Origin of the sequence: Capnocytophaga granulosa ATCC 51502, assembly GCF_000411115.1 — a bacterium.
In the GTDB taxonomy this organism is placed as follows: Bacteria; Bacteroidota; Bacteroidia; order Flavobacteriales; family Flavobacteriaceae; genus Capnocytophaga; species Capnocytophaga granulosa.
In genome coordinates this window covers 744,218-765,980 of record NZ_KE150242.1, presented here as the reverse complement: position 1 = coordinate 765,980, position 21,763 = coordinate 744,218, and the positions used below count along the sequence as shown (strand labels likewise).

Annotated in this window: 14 protein-coding genes and 4 tRNA genes; 10 read left to right on the top strand and 8 right to left on the bottom strand. The window is 44.3% G+C overall.

All coding sequences use genetic code 11. The annotated features are described in order from the left end of the window. Positions 1-26: 26 nt before the first annotated feature. Positions 27-3,389, bottom strand: a complete 3,363-nt coding sequence (gene secA, locus HMPREF9331_RS03395; RefSeq protein WP_016419747.1) for a preprotein translocase subunit SecA — start codon at positions 3,387-3,389, stop codon at positions 27-29. Between the two features lie 512 nt (positions 3,390-3,901). Here secA and HMPREF9331_RS03390 point away from each other — a divergent pair. Then, on the top strand, positions 3,902-4,264 hold the full coding sequence (locus HMPREF9331_RS03390) for a hypothetical protein (protein ID WP_016419746.1): 363 nt from the start codon (positions 3,902-3,904) through the stop codon (positions 4,262-4,264). Positions 4,265-4,525: 261 nt separating this feature from the next. Here the strand turns inward: HMPREF9331_RS03390 and HMPREF9331_RS03385 are convergent, their stop codons facing one another. Next, on the bottom strand, positions 4,526-6,481 hold the full coding sequence (locus tag HMPREF9331_RS03385) for a RecQ family ATP-dependent DNA helicase (RefSeq protein WP_234945848.1): 1,956 nt from the start codon (positions 6,479-6,481) through the stop codon (positions 4,526-4,528). Positions 6,482-6,556: 75 nt separating this feature from the next. On the opposite strand from HMPREF9331_RS03385, the gene hemC reads away from it, so the two are divergent. The 6 genes from hemC (at position 6,557) to HMPREF9331_RS03355 (ending at position 15,590) form a co-directional block, all read left to right on the top strand. After that, positions 6,557-7,483, top strand: coding sequence for a hydroxymethylbilane synthase (hemC, locus tag HMPREF9331_RS03380; protein WP_040356925.1), 927 nt, complete (start codon positions 6,557-6,559; stop codon positions 7,481-7,483). Continuing rightward, positions 7,483-11,025: an MMPL family transporter gene (locus HMPREF9331_RS03375; protein ID WP_016419743.1), complete on the top strand. Its 3,543-nt coding sequence runs from the start codon at positions 7,483-7,485 to the stop codon at positions 11,023-11,025. The genes hemC and HMPREF9331_RS03375 overlap by 1 nt, the downstream gene beginning before the upstream one ends. 91 nt (positions 11,026-11,116) lie before the next feature. Further along, positions 11,117-12,304: a phosphoglycerate kinase gene (locus tag HMPREF9331_RS03370; protein ID WP_009641867.1), complete on the top strand. Its 1,188-nt coding sequence runs from the start codon at positions 11,117-11,119 to the stop codon at positions 12,302-12,304. Positions 12,305-12,520: 216 nt separating this feature from the next. Then, entirely contained in the window at positions 12,521-13,387 is an 867-nt protein-coding gene (locus HMPREF9331_RS03365; protein ID WP_016419742.1) for a DUF58 domain-containing protein, read from the top strand. Beyond that, positions 13,387-14,982 carry a BatD family protein gene (locus HMPREF9331_RS03360; RefSeq protein ID WP_016419741.1) on the top strand — a complete coding sequence of 532 codons (1,596 nt, stop codon included), beginning with the start codon at positions 13,387-13,389 and terminating at the stop codon, positions 14,980-14,982. Before HMPREF9331_RS03365 ends, HMPREF9331_RS03360 begins: the two co-directional genes overlap by 1 nt. A 5-nt stretch (positions 14,983-14,987) precedes the next feature. Then, the gene (locus HMPREF9331_RS03355) at positions 14,988-15,590 is read left to right on the top strand and encodes a non-canonical purine NTP diphosphatase (RefSeq protein ID WP_016419740.1); all 603 of its coding nucleotides are present in this window, start codon (positions 14,988-14,990) and stop codon (positions 15,588-15,590) included. A gap of 119 nt (positions 15,591-15,709) precedes the next feature. Here the strand turns inward: HMPREF9331_RS03355 and HMPREF9331_RS03350 are convergent. The 6 genes from HMPREF9331_RS03350 to HMPREF9331_RS03325 all read right to left on the bottom strand — a co-directional run bounded on the left by HMPREF9331_RS03350 (position 15,710) and on the right by HMPREF9331_RS03325 (position 19,118). Next, a tRNA-Pro gene (locus tag HMPREF9331_RS03350) sits at positions 15,710-15,784 on the bottom strand. A gap of 6 nt (positions 15,785-15,790) precedes the next feature. After that, a tRNA-Arg gene (locus HMPREF9331_RS03345) sits at positions 15,791-15,864 on the bottom strand. Between the two features lie 40 nt (positions 15,865-15,904). Beyond that, positions 15,905-15,979 (bottom strand) — tRNA-Pro (locus tag HMPREF9331_RS03340). Between the two features lie 20 nt (positions 15,980-15,999). Continuing rightward, positions 16,000-16,083: transfer RNA gene (locus tag HMPREF9331_RS03335), tRNA-Ser, on the bottom strand. Between the two features lie 217 nt (positions 16,084-16,300). Further along, positions 16,301-18,244 (bottom strand): DUF349 domain-containing protein, encoded by a 1,944-nt coding sequence (locus HMPREF9331_RS03330; protein WP_016419738.1) that lies wholly within the window; start codon positions 18,242-18,244, stop codon positions 16,301-16,303. 136 nt (positions 18,245-18,380) lie between these two features. After that, positions 18,381-19,118, bottom strand: a complete 738-nt coding sequence (locus HMPREF9331_RS03325) for a 16S rRNA (uracil(1498)-N(3))-methyltransferase (RefSeq protein WP_016419737.1) — start codon at positions 19,116-19,118, stop codon at positions 18,381-18,383. A 177-nt stretch (positions 19,119-19,295) separates the two neighbouring features. On the opposite strand from HMPREF9331_RS03325, the gene HMPREF9331_RS03320 reads away from it, so the two are divergent. Genes HMPREF9331_RS03320 through tatC form a run of 3 tightly spaced genes read left to right on the top strand, consistent with a single transcriptional unit; the run spans position 19,296 to position 21,758 of the window. Next, positions 19,296-19,859: a DUF1599 domain-containing protein gene (locus tag HMPREF9331_RS03320; RefSeq protein ID WP_016419736.1), complete on the top strand. Its 564-nt coding sequence runs from the start codon at positions 19,296-19,298 to the stop codon at positions 19,857-19,859. After that, positions 19,846-20,943 (top strand): BT_3928 family protein, encoded by a 1,098-nt coding sequence (locus tag HMPREF9331_RS03315; RefSeq protein ID WP_016419735.1) that lies wholly within the window; start codon positions 19,846-19,848, stop codon positions 20,941-20,943. The genes HMPREF9331_RS03320 and HMPREF9331_RS03315 overlap by 14 nt, the downstream gene beginning before the upstream one ends. Beyond that, positions 20,943-21,758: a twin-arginine translocase subunit TatC gene (gene tatC / locus HMPREF9331_RS03310; RefSeq protein WP_009642792.1), complete on the top strand. Its 816-nt coding sequence runs from the start codon at positions 20,943-20,945 to the stop codon at positions 21,756-21,758. The genes HMPREF9331_RS03315 and tatC overlap by 1 nt, the downstream gene beginning before the upstream one ends. The last annotated feature ends 5 nt before the right edge of the window (positions 21,759-21,763 follow it).

Below are 21,763 nucleotides of genomic sequence, written 5' to 3'. Positions count from 1 at the left end.
TTCTGATTATGGATATATAGTAAGGCCTAACGCTTGATCACCCAATCGCCTCTTTCTAAGAGAGGGAGGGCTTGCTTGTATTTCATTTCTTTGGTCTCTCCATTGAGGATATTCTGAATGGTAACCTTGTCATTACGGCCTATTTTGGGTTGGTCACGTACGATAGGTTCGGTTACTTGTGGGGCAGGGGAGGCCTGCTGACCTGCTTCACGATTTCTCTGAGCTAGTTCGTCGGAATTGAGTACTTCCTCCTTGCTTGTCTGCAACTGCTCAGGAGCGCGTCTTACCTCATGAGCTTCCTGTACAGGGGGAGCCGCCTGTGGCAGATGCGCGTGGAATAGGAAGGCAACAATTTCCTTATTGACCCTATCGACCATATCCTTGAAGAGGTTGTAAGCCTCAAACTTATAGATAAGCAAGGGGTCTTTCTGCTCGTGAGTGGCTAGCTGAACGGATTGTTTGAGTTCGTCCATCTGGCGTAGGTGTGTTTTCCACGCATCGTCTATGATAGCCAAGGAGATATTTTTCTCAAAATCCACAATAATTTGCTTTCCTTGACTTTCGTAGGCCTCCTTAAGGTCAGTGGTGATGTTTAGTCCCTTTTGTCCGTCGGTGAAAGGCACTACAATACGCTCAAACTGGTTGCTCTGATCCTCATACACACTCTTGATGACAGGGTAAGCAATGGCAGCATTGGCCTCGCTATGCGCCTTGTAGAGGGCGAGCAGATCAGGATAAATGCTCTTGAGCAACTCCTTGGTAGGCTTTCTATGGAAGTCCTCTTCGGAGACTTTAGGTTCTACACCAAAGTATTTAAAGTGTTCGTATTCGAAGTTTTTGTAATCATTGCCAGGCTTGTTGCTCTCTAGGATAGTCTCAAGGGTATCATAGATAATATTGGCAATATCCACCTGAAGGCGTTCTCCGTAGAGGGCGTGGCGGCGGCGCTTGTAGATTACCTCGCGCTGAGCGTTCATCACGTCATCATATTCGAGCAAGCGCTTACGAATACCAAAGTTGTTTTCCTCAACCTTTTTCTGTGCTTTCTCTACGTTTTTGGTAATGATTGGGTGCTCTAATACTTCCCCTTCCTTGAGACCTTGTCCTAAGCGGTCAAGGAACTTGATGGCACGCTCCATACCATAGAGGCGCATAAGGTTGTCCTCAAAGGAGACGAAGAACTTGGAGCTACCTGGGTCTCCCTGACGACCAGAACGACCACGCAGCTGCCTATCCACACGGCGGGAATCATGTCTTTCTGTACCGATAATAGCCAGACCTCCAGCCTCTTTCACCTCATCGGTGAGCTTGATATCCGTACCACGACCAGCCATGTTGGTAGCTATGGTAACAACCCCTTTCTTACCAGCTTCGGCAACGATTTCCGCTTCCTTCTTGTGGAGCTTGGCATTCAATACGTTGTGAGGTATATTGCGGAGCTTAAGCATACGGCTTAGCAGCTCAGATACCTCTACTGAAGTGGTACCAATGAGCACAGGTCGGCCAGCTTGGGAGAGGCTTACAACCTCCTCAATCACCGCATTGTACTTCTCACGTTTGGTTCTATAGATCTGGTCATTTTGGTCTTTGCGGGCAATAGGACGGTTGGTAGGGATTTCCATAACGTCCAGCTTGTAGATTTCCCAGAACTCACCCGCCTCGGTAGTGGCTGTACCTGTCATACCTGCGAGCTTGCGGTACATACGGAAGTAGTTCTGTAGTGTAATGGTTGCATAGGTCTGAGTAGCGGCTTCTACCTGTACGTTCTCTTTAGCCTCAATGGCCTGATGGAGTCCGTCAGAATAACGACGTCCGTCCATGATACGTCCTGTTTGCTCATCTACAATAAGCACTTTGTTGTCAATTACCACATATTCTATATCCTTTTCAAAAAGGGTATAGGCCTTGAGCAATTGGTTGACGGTATGGATACGTTCGCTTTTTTCGCCAAACTCTTGGTAGAGCTTATCCTTGAGGGCATTTTCTTCCTCTTTGGGAAGGTGTTGTTTTTCAATATTGGCAATTTCAGCCCCTATGTCAGGCATTACGAAGAAGTTTTTATCTTCTCCTTGCGACATTTCATTGATACCCTTATCGGTAAGTTCTATTAGGTTATTTTTTTCATTGATAACAAAAAGAAGATCCTCATCTATCTTGTGCATCTCGCGGTTGTTATCCTGCATATAGTAGTTTTCAGTCTTTTGAAGGAGTTGCTTCATACCCTCTTCGCTGAGGAACTTAATCAGTGCTTTGTTCTTAGGAAGTCCGCGGTGTACACGCAGAAGGAGTACGCCTCCCTCTTTGGTATTGCCTTCAGAGATGAGTTTTTTGGCCTCAGCCAAGACATTGGTCAAGTGCTTGCGTTGTTTCTCCACGAGGGCTTCTACCGCAGGCTTGAACACGTCGAACTCGTGGAACTCCCCACGAGGCATAGGGCCGGAGATGATCAGTGGTGTACGCGCATCGTCAATGAGTACCGAGTCGACCTCATCCACAATCGCATAATTATGAGGGCGTTGTACAAGTTCGTCAGGGGTATGTGCCATATTGTCACGAAGGTAGTCGAAACCAAATTCGTTATTGGTACCATAGGTAATATCGGCAGCATAGGCCATACGACGACCAGGAGAGTTAGGCTGGTAGTTATCAATACATTCTACCTTAAGTCCATGGAACTGAAAAAGAGGCGCCATCCAAGCACTGTCTCGGCGTGCCAAGTAGTCATTGACAGTAACCAAGTGTACCCCGTTGCCAGTGAGGGCGTTGAGGTAAAGTGGCAAGGTAGCCACTAGGGTTTTACCTTCCCCTGTCTGCATCTCGGCGATTTTTCCTTGGTGCAAGGCAATCCCCCCAATGAGCTGTACATCGTAATGTACCATATCCCAGGTGATGGCCTTTCCTGCAGCATCCCAAGAGTTTTTCCAAAGGGCTTTGTCTCCCTCTATGCTTACATAATCCTTCATGGAGGCTAGCTCCCTATCATAAGGAGAAGCGGTAACCTCAATGGTCGGATTATCCACAAAGCGTTGAGCAGTTTCCTTTACTACAGCGAAGGCTTCAGGGAGAATCTCATTAAGCACCTTTTCACCAGCCTTGTAAGCCTCATCGGTCAGCTTGTCTATTTCAGTATAAAAATCTTCTTTTTGGTCAATATCATCGGTAGCATCGGCTTGGGTTTTGAGGGATTGTATTTTCTGCTCAAACTCCGAGCGAGCGGCGGCGATACGCTCCTTAAATATGGCGGTTTTGGCACGTAACTCATCGTTGCTCAGCGACTTATATTGCTTTTGGTGTGCGTTGATCTGCTCTACCAGCGGCGCAATTTCCTTCATATCTTTCTTGGCCTTATCACCGACAAAGATTTTTATTAATGAACTTATCAAACTCATAAAAGTATTTTATTATATAATTAAATTAGAAAAAACAAGTAATACACTCAAAAAATATACCATACTTATTTTGGCTGACAAAAGTACAAAAAAAATCTGTTACCAACCTAAAAAAACTGACATTTTTTCAGTTTTTTTGATTTATAGCTAATTTGGAGAGTTATGTGATAAAGAGGGATAGATGTAAATGATTGATATTCAGAATCTAATAGATCTATCACGCATGCTGGTGTGAGTTAGCAGCTTGTGCCTACGAGGGAGATTATATTTTTAGGTAAGACGCAATTTATTGCGTCTCTACATAGGCGCAGGCTAAGACAACTCCTGATGAGCGTAGTTTTTCGTAGAGACGCAATTTATTGCGTCTTAGATAGTTGAGAATAACATTTTAACGATTGATTGGTGTCATTAATCATTAACCATTAATCATTAATTTAACTTCTTTTTATTATTACTGATTATTGATTTTACGATTTAAATGTTGTAATTTTGCAACCTATTTATATTGAAAAATGAAAAAGCAAATCATTCAAGTGCTTTGGGGTATTGCTCAAGGACAGCCTCAAGTGCAAGGAGAGACAGTTGTTTATCCTAACATACGCGAACAGCTCAATGCCATTAAAGCCCTAATGAGTATTGAAGGCTGGGAAGAAGAGCAGGTACCTACACAACAATCCTCTCCAGCTGAGCGTCCTGCAACACCTATTGAGCAACCTACAATGTCTATTGAATATCCTACAACACCAGCAGAGTGCCCTGCGGCATCAGTTGAGCACCCTATTGTCGCTACCCAGTCTCGCCCTATGCAACCAAGACAAAGACCTGCACGAAAAAAACAACTCTTTATCCGAGGTACAAGTATCCCAATTGGTTAATTAATTTAAGTTTCGCAATTTCTGTAACTTATTGATATTCAAAACCTCCCCCTACCCCCTCCAAAGGGGGAATGAGATAGTTCATGATTCTCAAGGAGTTATAGAAAGGGCATTTTCCAGATTTATAGACAATTTTTATCTTTTTCAACGAATTTATTCCCCCTCTCGGAGGGGGCAAGGGGGAGGTTTTCTTTGCAATATATTGATTATTAATCAATTATAAGCCTAATTATAACCTAAAAACGACTTGCGAAACTTAAATTAATTAGCAGAAAACTGATTATTGGGTAATAGCCTTATTTTTTCCTCGTCTAAGAGTAGGGTGAGCACTTGTAGCACCTCCCATTCGTGGTAGGAAGAGGCGGAACATATCTCTTGAGAGCTCATGGGGTTGTAGGCGATGAGGGTTAGCAGCTCTTGAGAGATGATCGCTATTCGCTCTTTTGAAAGGGCTTTTTGCTTGCGCGCTATACAGTGCGAGCAGATGCCACAATCTTGCGCAAGTGTTTCCCCAAAGTAGGCCAGCAGAAAGCGCTGGTTACAACTATCTGTTTGTTCTATATAGGCAAGTACGTCTTTACATTGTGCTTCTTTATGTTGGTTGAACCACTTGACCTGCGGAGCAATATAGTTGATGGTTCTATCGTCATCACGAGGCATGAGAAAGGTAATTTCGGCATCGGTATGCTCGTTTTTGTAGGCGATAAGTCCGTCTTGTTGTAGTTTTTCCAATTGTTGTTGTATTAGGGAGCTGCTTATATGCAGGTTGGCTGCAATAGTTTCTACCCTGAAAGAGATATTTTGCTCATGAATTCCTGCATACTTACGCATAAGGAAAAAGAGGAGCTCTTTGGCTTGTGGATTTTGGTCAAGATAGCCGATAACCTCTTGGCTGGAGTGGAGGATTTGTACGCTGGCTTTTCTAAAAAAAGCTTGGCTGAGGGCAAGCACCCCATTGCGATCGAGAATCTCCAAGGCCTGATACACCTTGAGGGCATCCATTTGGGTACGTGTGGCGAAGTCGGCCAAATTAAAAAAATGGGTAGTACCTTCGCCTTCGCCTATAGCTACCTGAAAGTAGTTACAGAGCTTGGGGAATAGCTCCTTTAGGAAAGGGACGGAAACTTGGCTCCGCTGGGTGTCTATAAGTAGTTTTTTGACATCGTTATCGTTGTATAGGATAATGGCAAAAGCCTTGTGGTTATCGCGTCCTGCACGTCCTGCTTCTTGGAAATAATCTTCTAAGGAGCTAGGCAAGTCCCAATGGATTACAGTACGCACATCGGCCTTGTCTATCCCCATACCAAAGGCATTGGTAGCTACCACTACCTGTACACTGCCTGTTTTCCACATACCCAAGCGCTGGCTCTTCTCTTCGATAGAGAGGCCTCCGTGGAAGCTGGTAGCCGTAAAGCCCTCATCACATAGGTGTTGTGCTAGCTCCTCGGTCAGTCGTCGGTTGCGAACATAGACGATGCTACTTTCCTTGTTTTTGGTAAGAATACGCCCTAGCCGCTCCCATTTGTCCTCTATATAATAGGTCATATATGCCAAAGTGGGGCGCGCAAGACTGCCCTTGATCACTGTGGCCTTAGGAATCTGCAATAGCTGCAATATATCTTCTTGTACCCGATCGGTAGCGGTAGCTGTAAGGGCGACAATAGGCAGGGCGGGGAACCACTGTTTGAGTCTTTGGCACTCAAGGTAAGCGGGGCGAAAGTCCTTTCCCCAATGGGAGATACAGTGGGCTTCGTCTATGACTATGTAGCTTAGGAGGGTGTGCTGCAAGCGGTAAAGTACCAGCTCGTTACTTAGGCGTTCGGGAGCCATATAGACAAATTTGTAGGCCTCACTCTGCACATTGCCTAGCAGTCGTTCCAGTTCGTAGTGGGGAATGCTCCCTGTAAGGGCTAAGGCGGGAATCCCCTTCTCGGAGAGGTTACGCACTTGGTCTTCCATAAGGGAAATCAGGGGCGAGATAACCAAACACACCCCCTCTTTGGCCATAGCAGGCACTTGGAAACAGAGTGACTTGCCCCCACCAGTGGGTAGCATGGCGAGGGTGTCCTTTCCTTGAAGAATAGCATCAACAATAGGCTCTTGGGCGGGACGGAATTGGTCGTACCCCCAGTATTTCTTGAGTATTTCTAAGGCATGTGGCTGCATATAGGCATCGTTAGAGCCGACAAAAATACGAAAATAATGACTAATGGTCAATGATTAATGATTAATTGTTAATTCTATTTGCGTAGGTGCGCAAAAAGTGCTACCTTTGGCCGTTATTACAAATCAATGGAAAAAGTACTACGAATAGGTACCCGTGATAGTGAGCTTGCTATGTGGCAAGCCAAGAAGGTACAATCTCTCTTAGAAAATTTGGGTTATACCACCATCTTAGTTCCCGTGAAATCACAGGGTGATTTGACCCTAGATGTGCCCCTATATGAGATGGGTATTACTGGGGTTTTTACCAAAGTGCTCGATGTGGCTATGCTTCAAGGGCATATAGATATAGCGGTACATAGTATGAAGGATGTGCCCACTATGCTTCCTAAAGGAATTGTAAAGGGGGCCGTACTGGAGCGTGCCAATGTACAGGATGTACTAGTATATAAGGGAAATTTGGACTTTCTCTCCATGGCAGAGGCGACCATAGCCACCGGTAGCCTTAGGCGCAAAGCCCAATGGCTTAGGCGCTATCCTACTCATAGCGTAGAGAATCTCAGGGGCAATATTGCCACCCGCCTGCGCAAATTGCAGGAACAACCTTGGCAAGGGGCGATTTTTGCTGCTGCTGCCTTGGAGCGCTTACAGCATGATAACCTACAAACCCTCACGCTAGACTGGATGACCCCTGCCCCTGCTCAAGGGGCGATTATGGCCGTAGCACTGGCCAATGACACCTATGCCCTTGAGGCGCTTGCCCAGATAAATAGCCCTAAGGCAGATGCTGAAACCGATATAGAACGCCGCTTCCTCAAGCGCTTAGAAGGAGGCTGTACCGCCCCTATTGGGGCAAGAGCGACTCTTGAAGGCGAGCAGATTTCCTTTGTCGGTAACCTTTTCTCCTTGGACGGACAAAGAGCAGAGGAGGTAAGAAAAACAATTTCTGCTCACCAAATAGGGAATTTCCCTGAAGAGGCTGCCGATACACTTCTTACCCAAGGAGGGGATGCTCTTATGCAAGAGATACGAAAAGCAATGAATATACAGAAATAATGCTCGTAAGAATTTTTGATTTTGTCAACAAACACAAATTTTTCTCCCTCCTATGTCTGCTCCTTTGGGCATGGGTTGCCCTGTGGGGGGTGTGGCAGTTGCGCTTTGAAGAAGATATTACCAAGGTGCTCCCACAGAACGAGAAAACGTCCTTAACGGCCAAGGTGCTCAAACAACTGAACTTTGCCGATAAGATTTCGGTTGTTGTAAGCAGGGAGAATACAGGTGATTTTGCTCATATGCAAGCCCTTACCGATGCACTCTGCGATACACTCCGCCAAAGACTTCCTCAGTACTTTACCGATATTCAAGGAATCATTCCAGAAGAGGAGCTTGACAAAGCGTGGGGCTTTGTCTATGAGCATCTACCACTGTTTTTGGAAGACAAAGATTATGACTACTTAGCCCAAAGACTACAAACCGATAGCCTGCGTGCTTTGGTACAAGGGCACTACCGTATGATGCTCTCCCCTGCGGGTATGGTAGCCCAACAGTTTGTTCGCAAAGATCCATTTTCGCTGACCTTTAGAGGATTACAGAAATTGCAAGCCCTCAATATAGGCACAGATCTAACCCTCTCAGAGGGCTATCTTACCACCCAAGACCAGCGGCATATACTTTTTTTTCTCAACCCTGTATTTCAGGGGAGCGATACGGAGCATAACACCGCTTTTGTAGACGCTTTGGAGCAGCTACAGGAACAATTCAATGCCCAATATGCAAGCAAGGCCTCTTGTGAGTTCTTCGGAGCGCCCTTTATTTCGGTGAGCAATGCCTCTCAAATCAAGGCCGATATACTCACTACCGTCCTTATCTCCCTTTCTGCCCTCTGTCTGCTACTTATCTTCTTTTACCGAAGTATAACAGTACCTTTCATAGCCTTTATACCCTCTCTCTTTGGCGTACTTACTGCTTTAGCCTTGCTCTACTGGCTCAAGGGAAGTATCTCGGCCATCTCTATCAGCTTGGGAGCGGTGCTACTGGGCGTTACTATAGACTATTCCCTGCATATTCTTACCCACTACAAGGCTACTCAAGACACACGAGAGCTATACCGTTCGGTTACTACGCCTTTGCTGCTCAGTAGCCTTACCACTGCGTTGTCCTTCTTCTGTCTGCTTTTTGTGCATTCGGAGGTGATGCGCGACTTGGGGATTTTCGCCTCTGTGGGGATCATGGTCTCGGCCTTGCTTTCCTTGCTGCTGATTCCTCATTTCTATAGGAAAAATAAAAACATAGAAGCTCGCAAAACTTTTCTCGATAGGGTAGGGGCTTACCCTTTTCACCAGAACAAATGGGTAGTAGGGGCAGCCTTGCTGCTTATCTTGGCTAGCTTTGTAGCGTTTCACGAGGTGCGCTTCAATGGCGATATAGCCTCGGTCAATTACCTAAGCGACCGCTATCAGAAAGCACAACAACGACTCGAAACCCTTACCGATAGCAAGTATAAGTCCCTTTATACTACCGCTTATGGCCACTCTTTGGACGAGGCGCTCAGTCAAAACACTCAGCTCTATCATACCCTTACTCAGCTCAAATCCCAAGGCAAACTCCAACAATTCTCCTCCCTGGGAGCCGTAGTACTCCCTTTGGCGGAGCAACAAAAACGCCTAAAACGCTGGAGTGACTTCTGGAGTGAGGAGCGTGTCAAGGCGCTTGCCCACTCGCTCAGTACTCTTGCTCAAGAGACGGGGTTCAAGTTAGGTATGTATACACCTTTCTTTGCCTACCTTGAGCAGCCCAAAGCACCCATAACCAACCTCTCTGATTACGAGGCGCTTTCTGCCCTGCCGATCAAGGATTTTATCACCGAAAAAGATGGCTTCTACACCATAGCCAATTTGGTCAAGCTCAACACAGATCAGCGTGATACCTTTATACAACAGATAGAACAGCAGACGCCCGCAATAGTCATAGACCGCAAGCAAATAAGCGAAACATTCTTGGGCAAGCTCAAGGACGATGTACTCGCTTTGGCCTCCTATGCCTCTTTGGCGATTTTCTTTATCCTCTTAGTGTTCTTCCGCCGTATAGAATTAGTCCTACTGACCCTTATTCCTATTGCTCTTACAGGAGTGGTAACTACCGCCCTGATGAACCTCTTCGGTTTGGAGTTCAATGTCTTTAGCATGATCGTCTGTACCTTAGTCTTGGGGCACTCTGTGGATTTTAGTATCTTTATGACCTGTGCCCTCCAGAAAGATTATTCCACAGGTAAGGACGAATTGCCTGTATATAAGGTATCGGTACTGCTGGCCTCTATCACTACCTTTTTAGCCATAGGGACTTTGATTTTTGCCAAACATCCCGCCCTGCGTTCTATTGCCTCAGTCTCTCTTATAGGGATATTCTCGGCCTTATTGCTAACCTTCGTATTTTATCCGTCGCTCTTTAGGTTCTTTATCTTCAATCGCCCCAAGAAAGGTTTGTCGCCTATCTCGCTGCGTATATTACTAAATACGATTCTATCCATAACCTACTATGTGGTGTTCTCTATCATACTCTCCAATTCGGGTTGGTTGCTCCTAAAGCTCTTGCCCAAGGGGAAAACGCTTTGGCTGCGCACCTTGGCTGCTAAGCTCACCACTTCGGTACTCTATTCCAATCCCTTTGTACGCAAGCGGGTAGAGAACCCCTCCGCGATAGATTTTACTAAGCCTTCGGTGATGATAGCCAACCACAACTCATGGCTCGATACGCTCGCTATAGGCATGCTCACCCCACGAGTAAGCTATATGGTCAATGATTGGGTGTATCATTCCGTGGTATTTGGTCGTTATGTACAGGCGATGGATTTCTACCCCGCCTCCGAGGGAATAGAAAAAGGAATGGATATATTTGCTAAAAACTTTGCCAATGGTTATTCGGCTATGATCTTCCCAGAGGGCAAGCGCTCGGAGAGCAATGTCATTCATCGCTTTCATAAGGGAGCTTTCCTTGTGGCAGAGCACTTCCATAAGCCGCTGACCCTTGTGTATATACATGGTAATTCCGAGGTACAACCCAAGGGGGATTTCGCCATTTATGACGGTAGTATCACCGTAGTAGCCGCCGAACAGATAGCGCTTGATGATCCTCGTTTTGGTTCGTCCCCGAAAGAACGCGCCAAGCTAATAGGCAGGTACTTCCGAGAGCAGTTTGCCCTACTGCGTCAGCGTATAGAAGGGGAGGACTACCTCAAGAAAAAACTCTTTCTATGCTACCTATACAAGGAGCCTTATATAGTGCATGCCGTCCGAGCTGATTTCCAAAAGCGTAAAAAGCAGTATCATGAGCTTTCTCTTGCCTTACCGGAAAAGGCCACCATACTCCATTGGGCTGATGACTATGGCCAGGCCGATTTTTTATGGCTATTTACCAACCCCCAGCGTACCCTTATCACCATAATCGCTGATGACCACAAGCGCGCCATCGCCGAGCAGTCCTATATCACTCACATTCGCAAAATACAATACCATAAAGAGCTTCCCGAAGGGGTGAGCTACGATTGGGTAGTGGATACAAGGGGAGAGGATTGGACGGTGAGGCAATTGGCTCATTAGCAAATTACCTCATTAAATTCTTGTTTATTACAAGAAAAAAACCTATATTTGCACGGCTCAAAAAAACTGAACAAGATTAAATTTATCATATATGAAGACCATTAATGATATTTCTTGCAAAGGCAAGAAAGTATTGGTGCGTGTGGATTTCAACGTACCTGTCAATGACCAATTTGAGATTACTGATACCACTCGTATTGAGGCGGCGAAACCTACTATCTTGAAAATCGTTAAGGACGGCGGTAGTGCGATTCTCCTCTCTCACTTCGGACGTCCTAAAGGAAAGGACGATAAGTATTCTTTCTCTCACTTGGTAAAGCAAATAGGAGAGGTACTTGGCGTACCTACTCATTTTGCTCCTGATTGTATAGGGGAAGTGGCTGAAAATACCGCTAAGAACCTACCTGCGGGAGAGGTACTCCTTTTGGAAAACGTACGTTTCTATCCCGAAGAAGAAAAAGGCGATGAGGCTTTTGCTGCTAAGCTCGCTAAGCTAGGCGACATCTATGTCAATGATGCTTTCGGTACTGCTCACCGTGCCCATGCTTCTACTACCATTTTGGCTAAATTCTTCCCCAAGGATAAGTATTTCGGTTACCTCCTTGCCAAGGAAATTGAAAGTATTGACAAGGTAATGAAATCAGGAGAAAAACCTGTAACCGCTATCTTGGGCGGTTCTAAAGTATCGTCTAAGATTACTATCATAGAAAATATTTTGGATAAGATAGATCACCTAATTATCGGAGGCGGTATGGCCTTTACCTTTATCAAGGCGCAAGGCGGACAGATAGGTAACTCTATTTGCGAAGATGACAAACTGGATTTGGCTTTGGATATCCTTAAGAAGGCCAAAGAAAAAGGCGTACAAGTACATCTACCTGTGGATGTAGTAGCTGCTAATGACTTCAATAACAATGCTTCTACTCAAGTGGTGCCTATAGACAAGATTCCTAATGGCTGGCAAGGCTTGGATGCTGGGGAAAAATCCTTAGAAATCTTCAAGAAGGTAATCCTTGCTTCCAAAACTATTCTTTGGAATGGCCCTGTAGGGGTGTTTGAAATGCCTAACTTTGCCAAAGGAACCATAGCTGTAGGCGAATACGTAGCTGAAGCTACTGCTAAGGGAGCTTTCTCCTTGGTAGGAGGTGGTGACTCTGTAGCCGCAGTAAAACAATTTGGTTTTGAAGACAAGGTAAGCTATGTATCCACTGGAGGTGGTGCTATGCTCGAAAGCCTAGAAGGTAAGATTCTCCCTGGTATCAAGGCTATCAATGATTAAGTATAAAGCATACAAGAGTAAGGGCGAATCTTGATTCGCCCTTATTTTATATAAAAAACTCGTAAAAACAAAACGTTTTTCTTAACCCAATAATAATATTCTACAGAGCAGATAAAAAGATTTCATATTTAGAAAAACTTTTAGAAATAGTATTGTAGTTTTGCATGAAATTTGAGGCAATAACTAATGACTAATCACTAACAACTAACAACTACATTGGATACAAAAGAAATTTTAAAAAAAGTACGTAAGATAGAGATAAAGACCAAGAAATTGAGCGATAATATCTTTGGAGGGGAATATCATTCAGCGTTTAAGGGACGTGGAATGACCTTTAGCGAAGTGCGCCCTTACCAATATGGAGATGATATCCGCAATATTGATTGGAATGTAACGGCACGCTACAATGAGACCTATGTAAAGGTCTTCGAGGAGGAGCGCGAACTGACCCTGATGCTACTGGTGGATGTCAGTGGGAGTGAACTCTTTGGCTCTCTGCAACAGTTTAAGAATGAGATCCTAACCGAGATAGCGGCGACTTTGGCCTTTTCGGCCTTGCAGAACAATGACAAAACAGGGCTGATTCTCTTCTCTGACCAGATAGAACTATATATCCCGCCTAAAAAAGGCAAGTCGCATATCCTACGTATCATACGCGAACTCATAGAGTTTCAGCCTAAAAATAGGCATACCGATATAGCCAAAGCCTTTGAGTTTCTCAACAAGGTAACCAAGAAAAAGACCATCGCCTTTGTGTTATCGGACTTTATAGGAAGCAATTACCAAAAGCCTCTACAGATAGCCGCACGCAAGCACGACCTTACAGGCATTCGCCTATATGACCCCAGGGAGATGAGTCTGCCGAATGTGGGGCTTATATTGGCCAAAGATGCCGAGAGTGGGGAGCTTTCTTATCTCGATACTACCTCTGCGGCAGTGCGCAAAGCCTATGAGCGTTTTTATAAGGAACGTACCGATTATTTTGAAACTACTTTCCGACGCTTAGGGGCAGGCGTGCTTCAATGCCGTACCGATGAGAGTTATACAACCAAATTGTTAGGATATTTCAAATACAGAGCCTGATGTATATAAGAATTAGTTTGTTTTTAATCCTTTTTCCTGTCTTTCTCTATGGGCAGCAGGTAGGCATATCGGCCTCAGCAGATCGCCAGCAGATAAAGATAGGGGAGGAGATACGCTATAGAATCTCGGTAGAGACAGATTCTACAGCTCAGGTGTTTTTCCCAACAGCAGACCAGTTTGCCCCCTTTGAAGTGATTCAAGAGGACAGGATAGATACGCTGCGCGAACATGACAAGATGCGATTGATAAAGGAATACGGCCTTACTCAGTTTGATACAGGTCATTATGTATTACCGCCCTTGCGTATTGATGTCAATAGGAAGGAATACACAACCGATTCATTGCGCTTTGCAGTGCAAAATGTGGTGATTGATACCCTGAATAATCCTCCGCTTTACCCTGTAAAATCTGCTTTGGAGATAAAAGAAGCTACTAATAAAGCCTCATCGGGATGGGTGTGGCTTATAATAGGGCTTCTTGTAGGGCTTGCTTTGGGGGTATATTGGTTTATCCGTAGAAGAAAAAACCAAAAAATAGAGAATCCGGAGGAAATACTCCCGCCTTTTGACCGAGCACTACTTAAGCTAAAGAACCTCAAAGACTCTCGTTATCTAATAGAGTCTAACCATAAGGAATATTACTCAGTTCTTACCGATATTATCCGTAAGTACTTAGAAGAGGAGATCCATATCGCCGCTACTGAGAGTACTACCGATGAATTATTGACCAAGCTACAAGTATTCTTGGATGCAGGCAAGCTGCACCTTTCTTCTGATGTAGTAGAGGAGCTTAGAACGGTACTACGCAAGGCCGATTTGGTAAAGTTTGCCAAGTCAAAACCAGAGGATTTTGAGGCAGAAAACGACCGTAAGTCTATAGAAACCATAGTGGTAAAGACCAACGAAGGCCTACCTGATGTCTCCGAGCAGCAGGAGGACATGGAGGATATTTACCAGAGAAAACGTATGGAAACCCAGCGCAAGAAGCGTCGCAATAGGTATATCATCATAGGCTCGGCGGCCAGTGTGCTACTGCTGCTGATGCTATGGGGTACTTGGTATGCGTTTTCCTTAGGTCGCGGGGAGAATATCAGTATGGAAAACTGGATCACCAGTGCCTACGGCAATCCTCCTATTACCCTCTCTACCCCTCATGTACTCAAGAGAGATGAGGGAATGGTAGGACAGACGAGATTTGTCTATAAGGAAGCCAAAAATCCACTTTCTATCATGCTTATTTCCAATGACTTACAAGGTTATAAAAAGCAAGAAGCGGAAGCAGATCAAGGTCAAGCCGAAAACGAACTTAACGAACTGGCAGTCAAGATGATAGAACTGGAGCTGATGAAATATTTCCAAGGACAGAATATCATGATAAAGGACGACCCTTATACGACTGTACAGGGAGTAGTGGGACATAAGGTCTTTGGTTCTTTCACCCAGCACACCAAAGAAACCCGACAGATGCACTATCAAAGTTATTTCTTTATACGCGAAAGTAACCTCTATATGCTGCTTTTCGCTTATCCAGAGAGTGATAGGGGGCATTGTAATTCCTTGGTGGAGAAGATTATGACAACGATAAATATTCAATAACAACGATGAAATTAGTATTTGCTACCCATAACAAGCATAAGCTTAGCGAAGTACAACGCATGCTCCCACAGGGGCTTACGCTCCTTACCTTGGATGAGATAGGTTGTTTTGAGGACATACCCGAAACCTCTACCACGATAGAGGGCAATGCGATACAAAAGGCACAGTATATCAAAGAGCGATATGGTTATGATACCTTTGCCGATGATACAGGCTTGGAGGTAGCTGCTCTGAATAATGCCCCAGGGGTCTATTCGGCACGGTATGCAGGTGAGGCAAAGGACAATGAGGCGAATATAAATCTCTTGTTGGCCAACCTGAAAGATAAGCCTAATAGACAAGCGCAGTTTAAGACTATATTTGCCCTTTGCTTGGGTGAAGAGCTATATACCTTTGAAGGAATAGTTCGTGGAGAAATCACCCATGAGCGCAAGGGAACGGGTGGTTTTGGGTATGATGCTGTATTCTTACCAGAGGGCTACAAGGAAACCTTCGCTCAGATGTCAGCAGATGAGAAGAATAGGATCAGTCACCGAGGGCGTGCCTTGCAGCAGCTCAGCGCTTTCCTAAGAAAAGTAGAGATAGAAAAAGTAGCGCGTGAAAAATAAGAATAGCACAAGAGAGATAAAAAAATAGAGATACTTTTTGGAGTATCTCTATTTACTATGGTACAATTTGTTAAACAAGTGTTCTTAGTAAGATGCTATGATCTTATGGATAGAAACAGTCGGGGTGGCAGGATTCGAACCTACGACCTCCTGGTCCCAAACCAGGCGCGATAACCGGACTACGCTACACCCCGCAACGGTGATCACGACAGGATTCGAACCTGTGACCGTCTGCTTAGAAGGCAGATGCTCTATCCAACTGAGCTACGTGACCTCAATTTAAAATAAAAATTAACTATGCCACAAAAATAAAGTCGGGGTGGCAGGATTCGAACCTACGACCTCCTGGTCCCAAACCAGGCGCGATAACCGGACTACGCTACACCCCGAATAAGTTAAGATAAAAAAGCGGAGAGACTGGGACTCGAACCCAGGCGACAGTTACCCGCCGACAGATTAGCAATCTGCTCCGTTACCACTCCGGCACCTCTCCTAAACCATAACTATAAATTCACTATTGCAAATAATAGCTCTTATTTGCGGGTGCAAAGATACAACTTTTTTTCATATATACAAAACAATTTCTCGTTTTTTTCTTGATAAAATTTTAATGATAACTAAATGCTTGATTTTCACCAAAAAGGAAGCTGTTCCTTGGTATAAGAAACAGCTTCAAACAAATAGTATGACACTCTTTAAAAGTTATAATGCTATACAGATGTGGGTTCTTGCTGCGCGGTGGCCTCTTCTTCCTCCTTCTTTTCGCGAAGGCGAAGTTCCTTGAGCTTGTCTTCCCACAAGGCTAAGGCTTCATGTTGCTCATGGATACTCTTGAGGGCTTCACGCATAAGTGGGTGTTTCTTATCCACATTGGTAAAGAACTGTAGGTTGTTTTCCAATTGGAGAATTTCCTTGCGGATATCGTCAATCTTTTTGCGTACGAAGATTTCCTCTCTGGCCAAGGCGTTATCATCGTTGGGCATGTGCTCTAATTTGTTGTTGTACTTGATAAGCTCTATTTGCTTCTTATCAAAGTTCAATTTCTTGTAGATAGCACTCATTATTTTATTAAAACGTGTATCTACCACACGTAGCCTTTCGGGCAGCTTGCCAAGGGCATTCCATTTTTCTTGGAAGTCTTCCAGTACTTTGACATCTTCCTCTTGGTTACCAGTCAAAACGAAAGCCTTGAGCTGGTCAAGAAGCGCCTTTTTCTGTTCTATTTCGGCATTTTCCTGCTTGTGCTGGTGGCGTCTTTCCTTGTGGAGACGGTCAAAATAATGGTTGCAAGCCTCACGGAACTCTTCCCACATAGCATTGGAGAGCTTACGAGGGATAGCCCCGATTTGCTTCCAGTCCTCTTGTATCTTTTGGATCAGAGGAGTTACCACTTCCCAGTCGGTACTGTCCTTATGAGCGTTGGCAATGGCTATGAGTTCTTGTCGCTTAGCGATATTTTCGTTCTGTGTCTTTTTGTTTTCCTTATAGAAATGGTTCTTTTGCTTACTGAAAGCACGGATAGCCTCAATGAAGCGTTGCCATATAGGTTCGGAATCCTCCTGAGGCACACGGCCTATTTTTTGGAACTCTTCGCGTAGCTCATTGACCTTAGCTATGGCCTTTTGGTACTCACTATGAGAGGAGGCTTGTTGCTTGGTAATCTCCTCTATTTGGCTGATGATACCCAATTTCTTGTGTTTGTTATCCACAAACGATGCCTCCAAGCGCTTCAAGAAAGCTTGTCGCTTGTCGTGGATTTCCTTGGTAATAGCACTGAATTGTTCCCATAGTTTTTCGCGGTATTCCTTTTCCACTGGGCCTGTGTCCTCTTTCCAAATCTTGTGTAAGAGCTGGAGTTCTCGGAAAGCCTTTTGCACATCAGCTTCAGCCAGTAGCGCTTGGGCTTTTTCTATGAGCTTGTTCTTTTTTTCCAAGTTTTGCTTGAAATCATTCTCTTGGTAATTGCGTGTAAGGCTCAAGTAGTCAAAGAAATTGTCCGTATGATGATTGAAGTTGTTCCAGATATCGTTGTAATACTCTCTGGGGACAGCACCGATCTCATACCATTTCTTTTTTAGGTCAAGGAATTTGCGCAAGAGGGTATTGGTATCCCATGCCACATCGTCCTTACCTAAGGAAATAAGATTCTTTATCTCGTTTATAATCTCTTGTTTGCGTTCCAGGTTGCTCTTAAGTTCACCTTCGAGTTGCTTTTGGTGTTGCCCTTTGAGCTGTTTGTACTGTTGGTAAGTCTTATAGAAAGTATCGCGGATGGGCAAGGAGAAAGAAAAGTCCTTATCCTCGGCGCCTTCTTGGCTTAGGAACTGGGCACGCTTTTCCTCCACTATTTGGGCATAGCGGTTATCAAAGGCTTTTTTGATGGCCTCCACATGAGGTCTGATAGCGGTAATTTTCTCGTGATCAATAAGTTTCTTTAATTCATGTTGGAGCGCTTCCAAGTCTAAATTATCATAATTAAGCATGGGGATTTCATGCTTTCTTTTCTCTTCCGTATCTTCGGCACTACGAGCATTCTCCTGTTGTATCTCCGTTAAGAAATCAGCAGAAGTATTTCCAAGCGTTGCTTCTTGCACTTGCTCAGCAGGTGCTTGAGCAGAGACATCTTGGGATGATTTTTTTTCGTTTTCTAACATAGAATGAAATACTATTGTGATTAATTTTTCTCCAAAGTTACAATTTTTTTGTCAATTTGCCAAAAAAAATGGCAATAAAGTGCGAAATGAACTAGATAATATATTGTAATTGATTGATAATGAGGGGTATATATATTTAAAAAAGTCCTACTTTTTTTGCACCAAAAGCATCGGCAACGCTGCTGGTGGCCACTACAGCGGCTGTTTCGGTACGTAGCCGATGGGGCGATAAAACCACAGGAGTGAACCCCATGGAGAGGGCTTTTCCAATCTCTTTGGAGGAAAAATCACCCTCTGGGCCTATTAATATGGTAATGTTCTTCACAGAGCTGGGCAAGGCGCAGAGCTGCTCGAAGAGGGCTAGGCGGTTACCTTCTTGACAATGAGCGATGTATTTGGCCTCATTGGGTACCTTATTGAGCCATTCGAGTAGGGTAATGGGAGGGTTGATTTTGGGTAGGTAGCATTGTAGGGATTGCTTCATGGCTGAAAGCAGGATTTTTTCAAGTCGCTCTGTCTTGATGACCTTTCGCTCGGAATGTTCACAGATAATAGGGGTGAGTTCCTGTAGGCCTATTTCCATGGCTTTTTCTACGAACCATTCGTAACGTTCGTTCATCTTGGTAGGTGCTACAACCATGTGTAAGTGGTAGGGGGGGGCAGGGGTTAGCTCACAAGAGCGCAAGTGGACAAGGCACTTCTTGTCGCTTACCTCAAGTATTTGGCCTTGGTATAGGTATCCTTTGCCATCGGTGATGTGGAGAGTGTCACCTGCTTTTTTGCGTAACACCTTGTATATGTGGGTACTTTCTTCCTTGTCAAAGAGGAGGGTCTCACTCTCAGGGCTAAGGGAAGGGTGATAGAATAGTTGCATGATTTTTTGCGCACAAAAGTAAGGATAATTTGCCAATTAGCCAATTAGTCAAGCGGTTAATTAGCCAATCGATTTTTGCTAATTTGCTGAGAAATAATTTTGATTATAAAAATATTTTTTATACATTTGCTCCGCCAAATGGAGCTTTCCATTTGTGTGAAATTTCTATAGTAAATAATGGATAAAACCGTTTTACAGTATAATAAGGTAATAGCCCATTGTCAGGCTATATTTGCAGATAAGATGAAGGATTATGGGAGTGCATGGCGGACGCTTCGCTTGCCATCGCTTACCGATCAGTTATTTATAAAAGTACAGCGCATTCGCACCCTTCAGGAGAAACAAGTGCGAAAGGTGGAAGAGGACGAGGCTACAGAGTTTGTCGCTGTGGTAAATTACTCCATTATGGCACTGATACAGCTGAAGTTATCGGTGGCTAGTGAGCCTGATTTGTCCTTAGAGCAAGCCGTTGCCCTTTATGAGGAAATGGTAGGGGAGACCCAAGGGCTGATGCTGCGCAAGAACCATGATTATGGGGAGGCATGGCGTAGTATGCGCCAGAGCTCACTGGCCGATCTTATTCTTCAAAAAATACTTAGAATCAAACAAATAGAAGATAACAAAGGAAAAACCCTCATCAGTGAAGGTGTAAAGGCTAATTATCAGGATATGGTTAATTATGCCGTTTTCGCCTTGATTCTTTTGGAGGAACATAATGAGAAAAACAATGAAAAAAATTAGTATTTCCATTGTACGCCTTATTGTAGGTGTCGTTTTTATCATAAGTGGATTCGTAAAATTGGTGGATCCTATAGGTTTTTCTTTCAAATTGGAGGAATATTTTGAGCCACCGGTACTCAATATGCCATTTTTTATCCCCTACGCCTATCCTATAGCTATATTTGTAGTAGCATTTGAGCTTATTTTGGGGGTATTACTACTTTTAGGGTTCTTAAGGAAGTTTACCCTGCTTTCTCTGTTGGGACTTACCATCTTCTTTGGGTTTCTTACCTTTTACTCTGCCTATTTCAATAAGGTAACGGACTGTGGTTGTTTTGGAGATGCACTGAAATTTACCCCATGGGGTTCCTTTACCAAGGATATGGTATTGCTATTTTTAGCCCTAATCCTCTGGTGGGGAAGAGATTATATCAAGCCCTTGTGGAGTAATAAGGTATCCGCAGCCCTGCTTACCCTTACTGTAGTGGGCTGTATAGGCTTAGTCTGCTACACTCATAAGCACTTGCCCATCATAGATTTCCGCCCTTACAAGATAGGAGTTAATATCCAAAAAAACATGGAAATCCCCGAAGATGCCCCCAAGGCAGTGTATGATTATCATTGGAAATTCAAGGTAGGGGATAGGGAAGAGACCATCACCACTCAGGGAGCTTACCCAGAGGTAGAGGGAGGCGAATACCTCTCGGTAGAGACCGAATTGGTTTCTAAGGGGTATGAACCGCCTATACATGACTTTGTGATCCAAAACCAAGGTGAGGACGTAACGGCACAGCTTCTTTTAGAATCTAAGTTGCTATTGGTTACCTCCTATGACCTTAAGCGAGCTAACCTAGCGGGTTTTGTTGCTATTAAGCGATTGACCGACAAGGCACTCAAGGCTGGCTATAAGGTGGTAGGCCTTACCCCCTCTCCAGAGCAAGCCAAGCGACTACTGGGCAGCTATGGACTTAATTTTGACTTCTATGCGATGGATGTTACCCCACTGAAGACTATGGTGAGAGCCAATCCTGCCGTGATCCGATTGGAAGCGGGAACAATCAAGCAGAAAGTAAGCTATAACGATACCGATAAAATAGAATTGTAATGGAACAACCACAAGAGGAGATGTCTTTCCTTGCACACCTAGAGGTACTGCGATGGCATATCATCAGGGCAATCATGGTGGTTGTAGGGGTAGCGCTATTGGCTTTTTTCTTCAAGAGTTATATATTTAAGTATATTATTCTCCCTCATACCGAGGGGGACTTTCCTACCTATAAGTTTTTTTGTGAGATAGGGCGCTTTTTTGGTTCAGAAACAGACTTCTGTAACCAGAAATTGCCATTGGTGATACAGAACCGAACCATGACGGGACAGTTCTCGGCCACCCTATGGATTTCCTTTTGGACAGGGATAGTGATAGGCTTCCCTTACCTGATGTATGAGATGTGGCGCTTTATCTCCCCTGGCCTCTACCAGCAGGAGCGAAAGATGGCTAAGGGCTTTATAGGGATTACCTCTGTACTATTCTTCATAGGAGTGCTCTTTGGTTACTATATTATAGCACCACTTTCTATTCATTTCTTTGCTACCTACTCAGTGGTAGGAGGAGAACAAATGATTAAGAATGAGATAGATATAGGTTCTTATATAGATATGTTGCGCTCCTCGGTAGTCTCTTGTGGGCTGATCTTTGAACTGCCAGTAGTGATTTACTTTTTGGCCAAGCTAGGGATTGTAACGCCTGATTTTATGCGTAAATATCGCAAGCATGCTATTATAGTAACGCTAATTTTGGCCGCTATTATCACCCCACCCGATGTGGCTAGCCAAGTGATTGTCTCTATCCCTATACTGCTGTTGTATGAAGTGAGTATCTTTGTAGCCAGATATGTACAGCGCAAGCAAGAAAAGAATTAAATTAA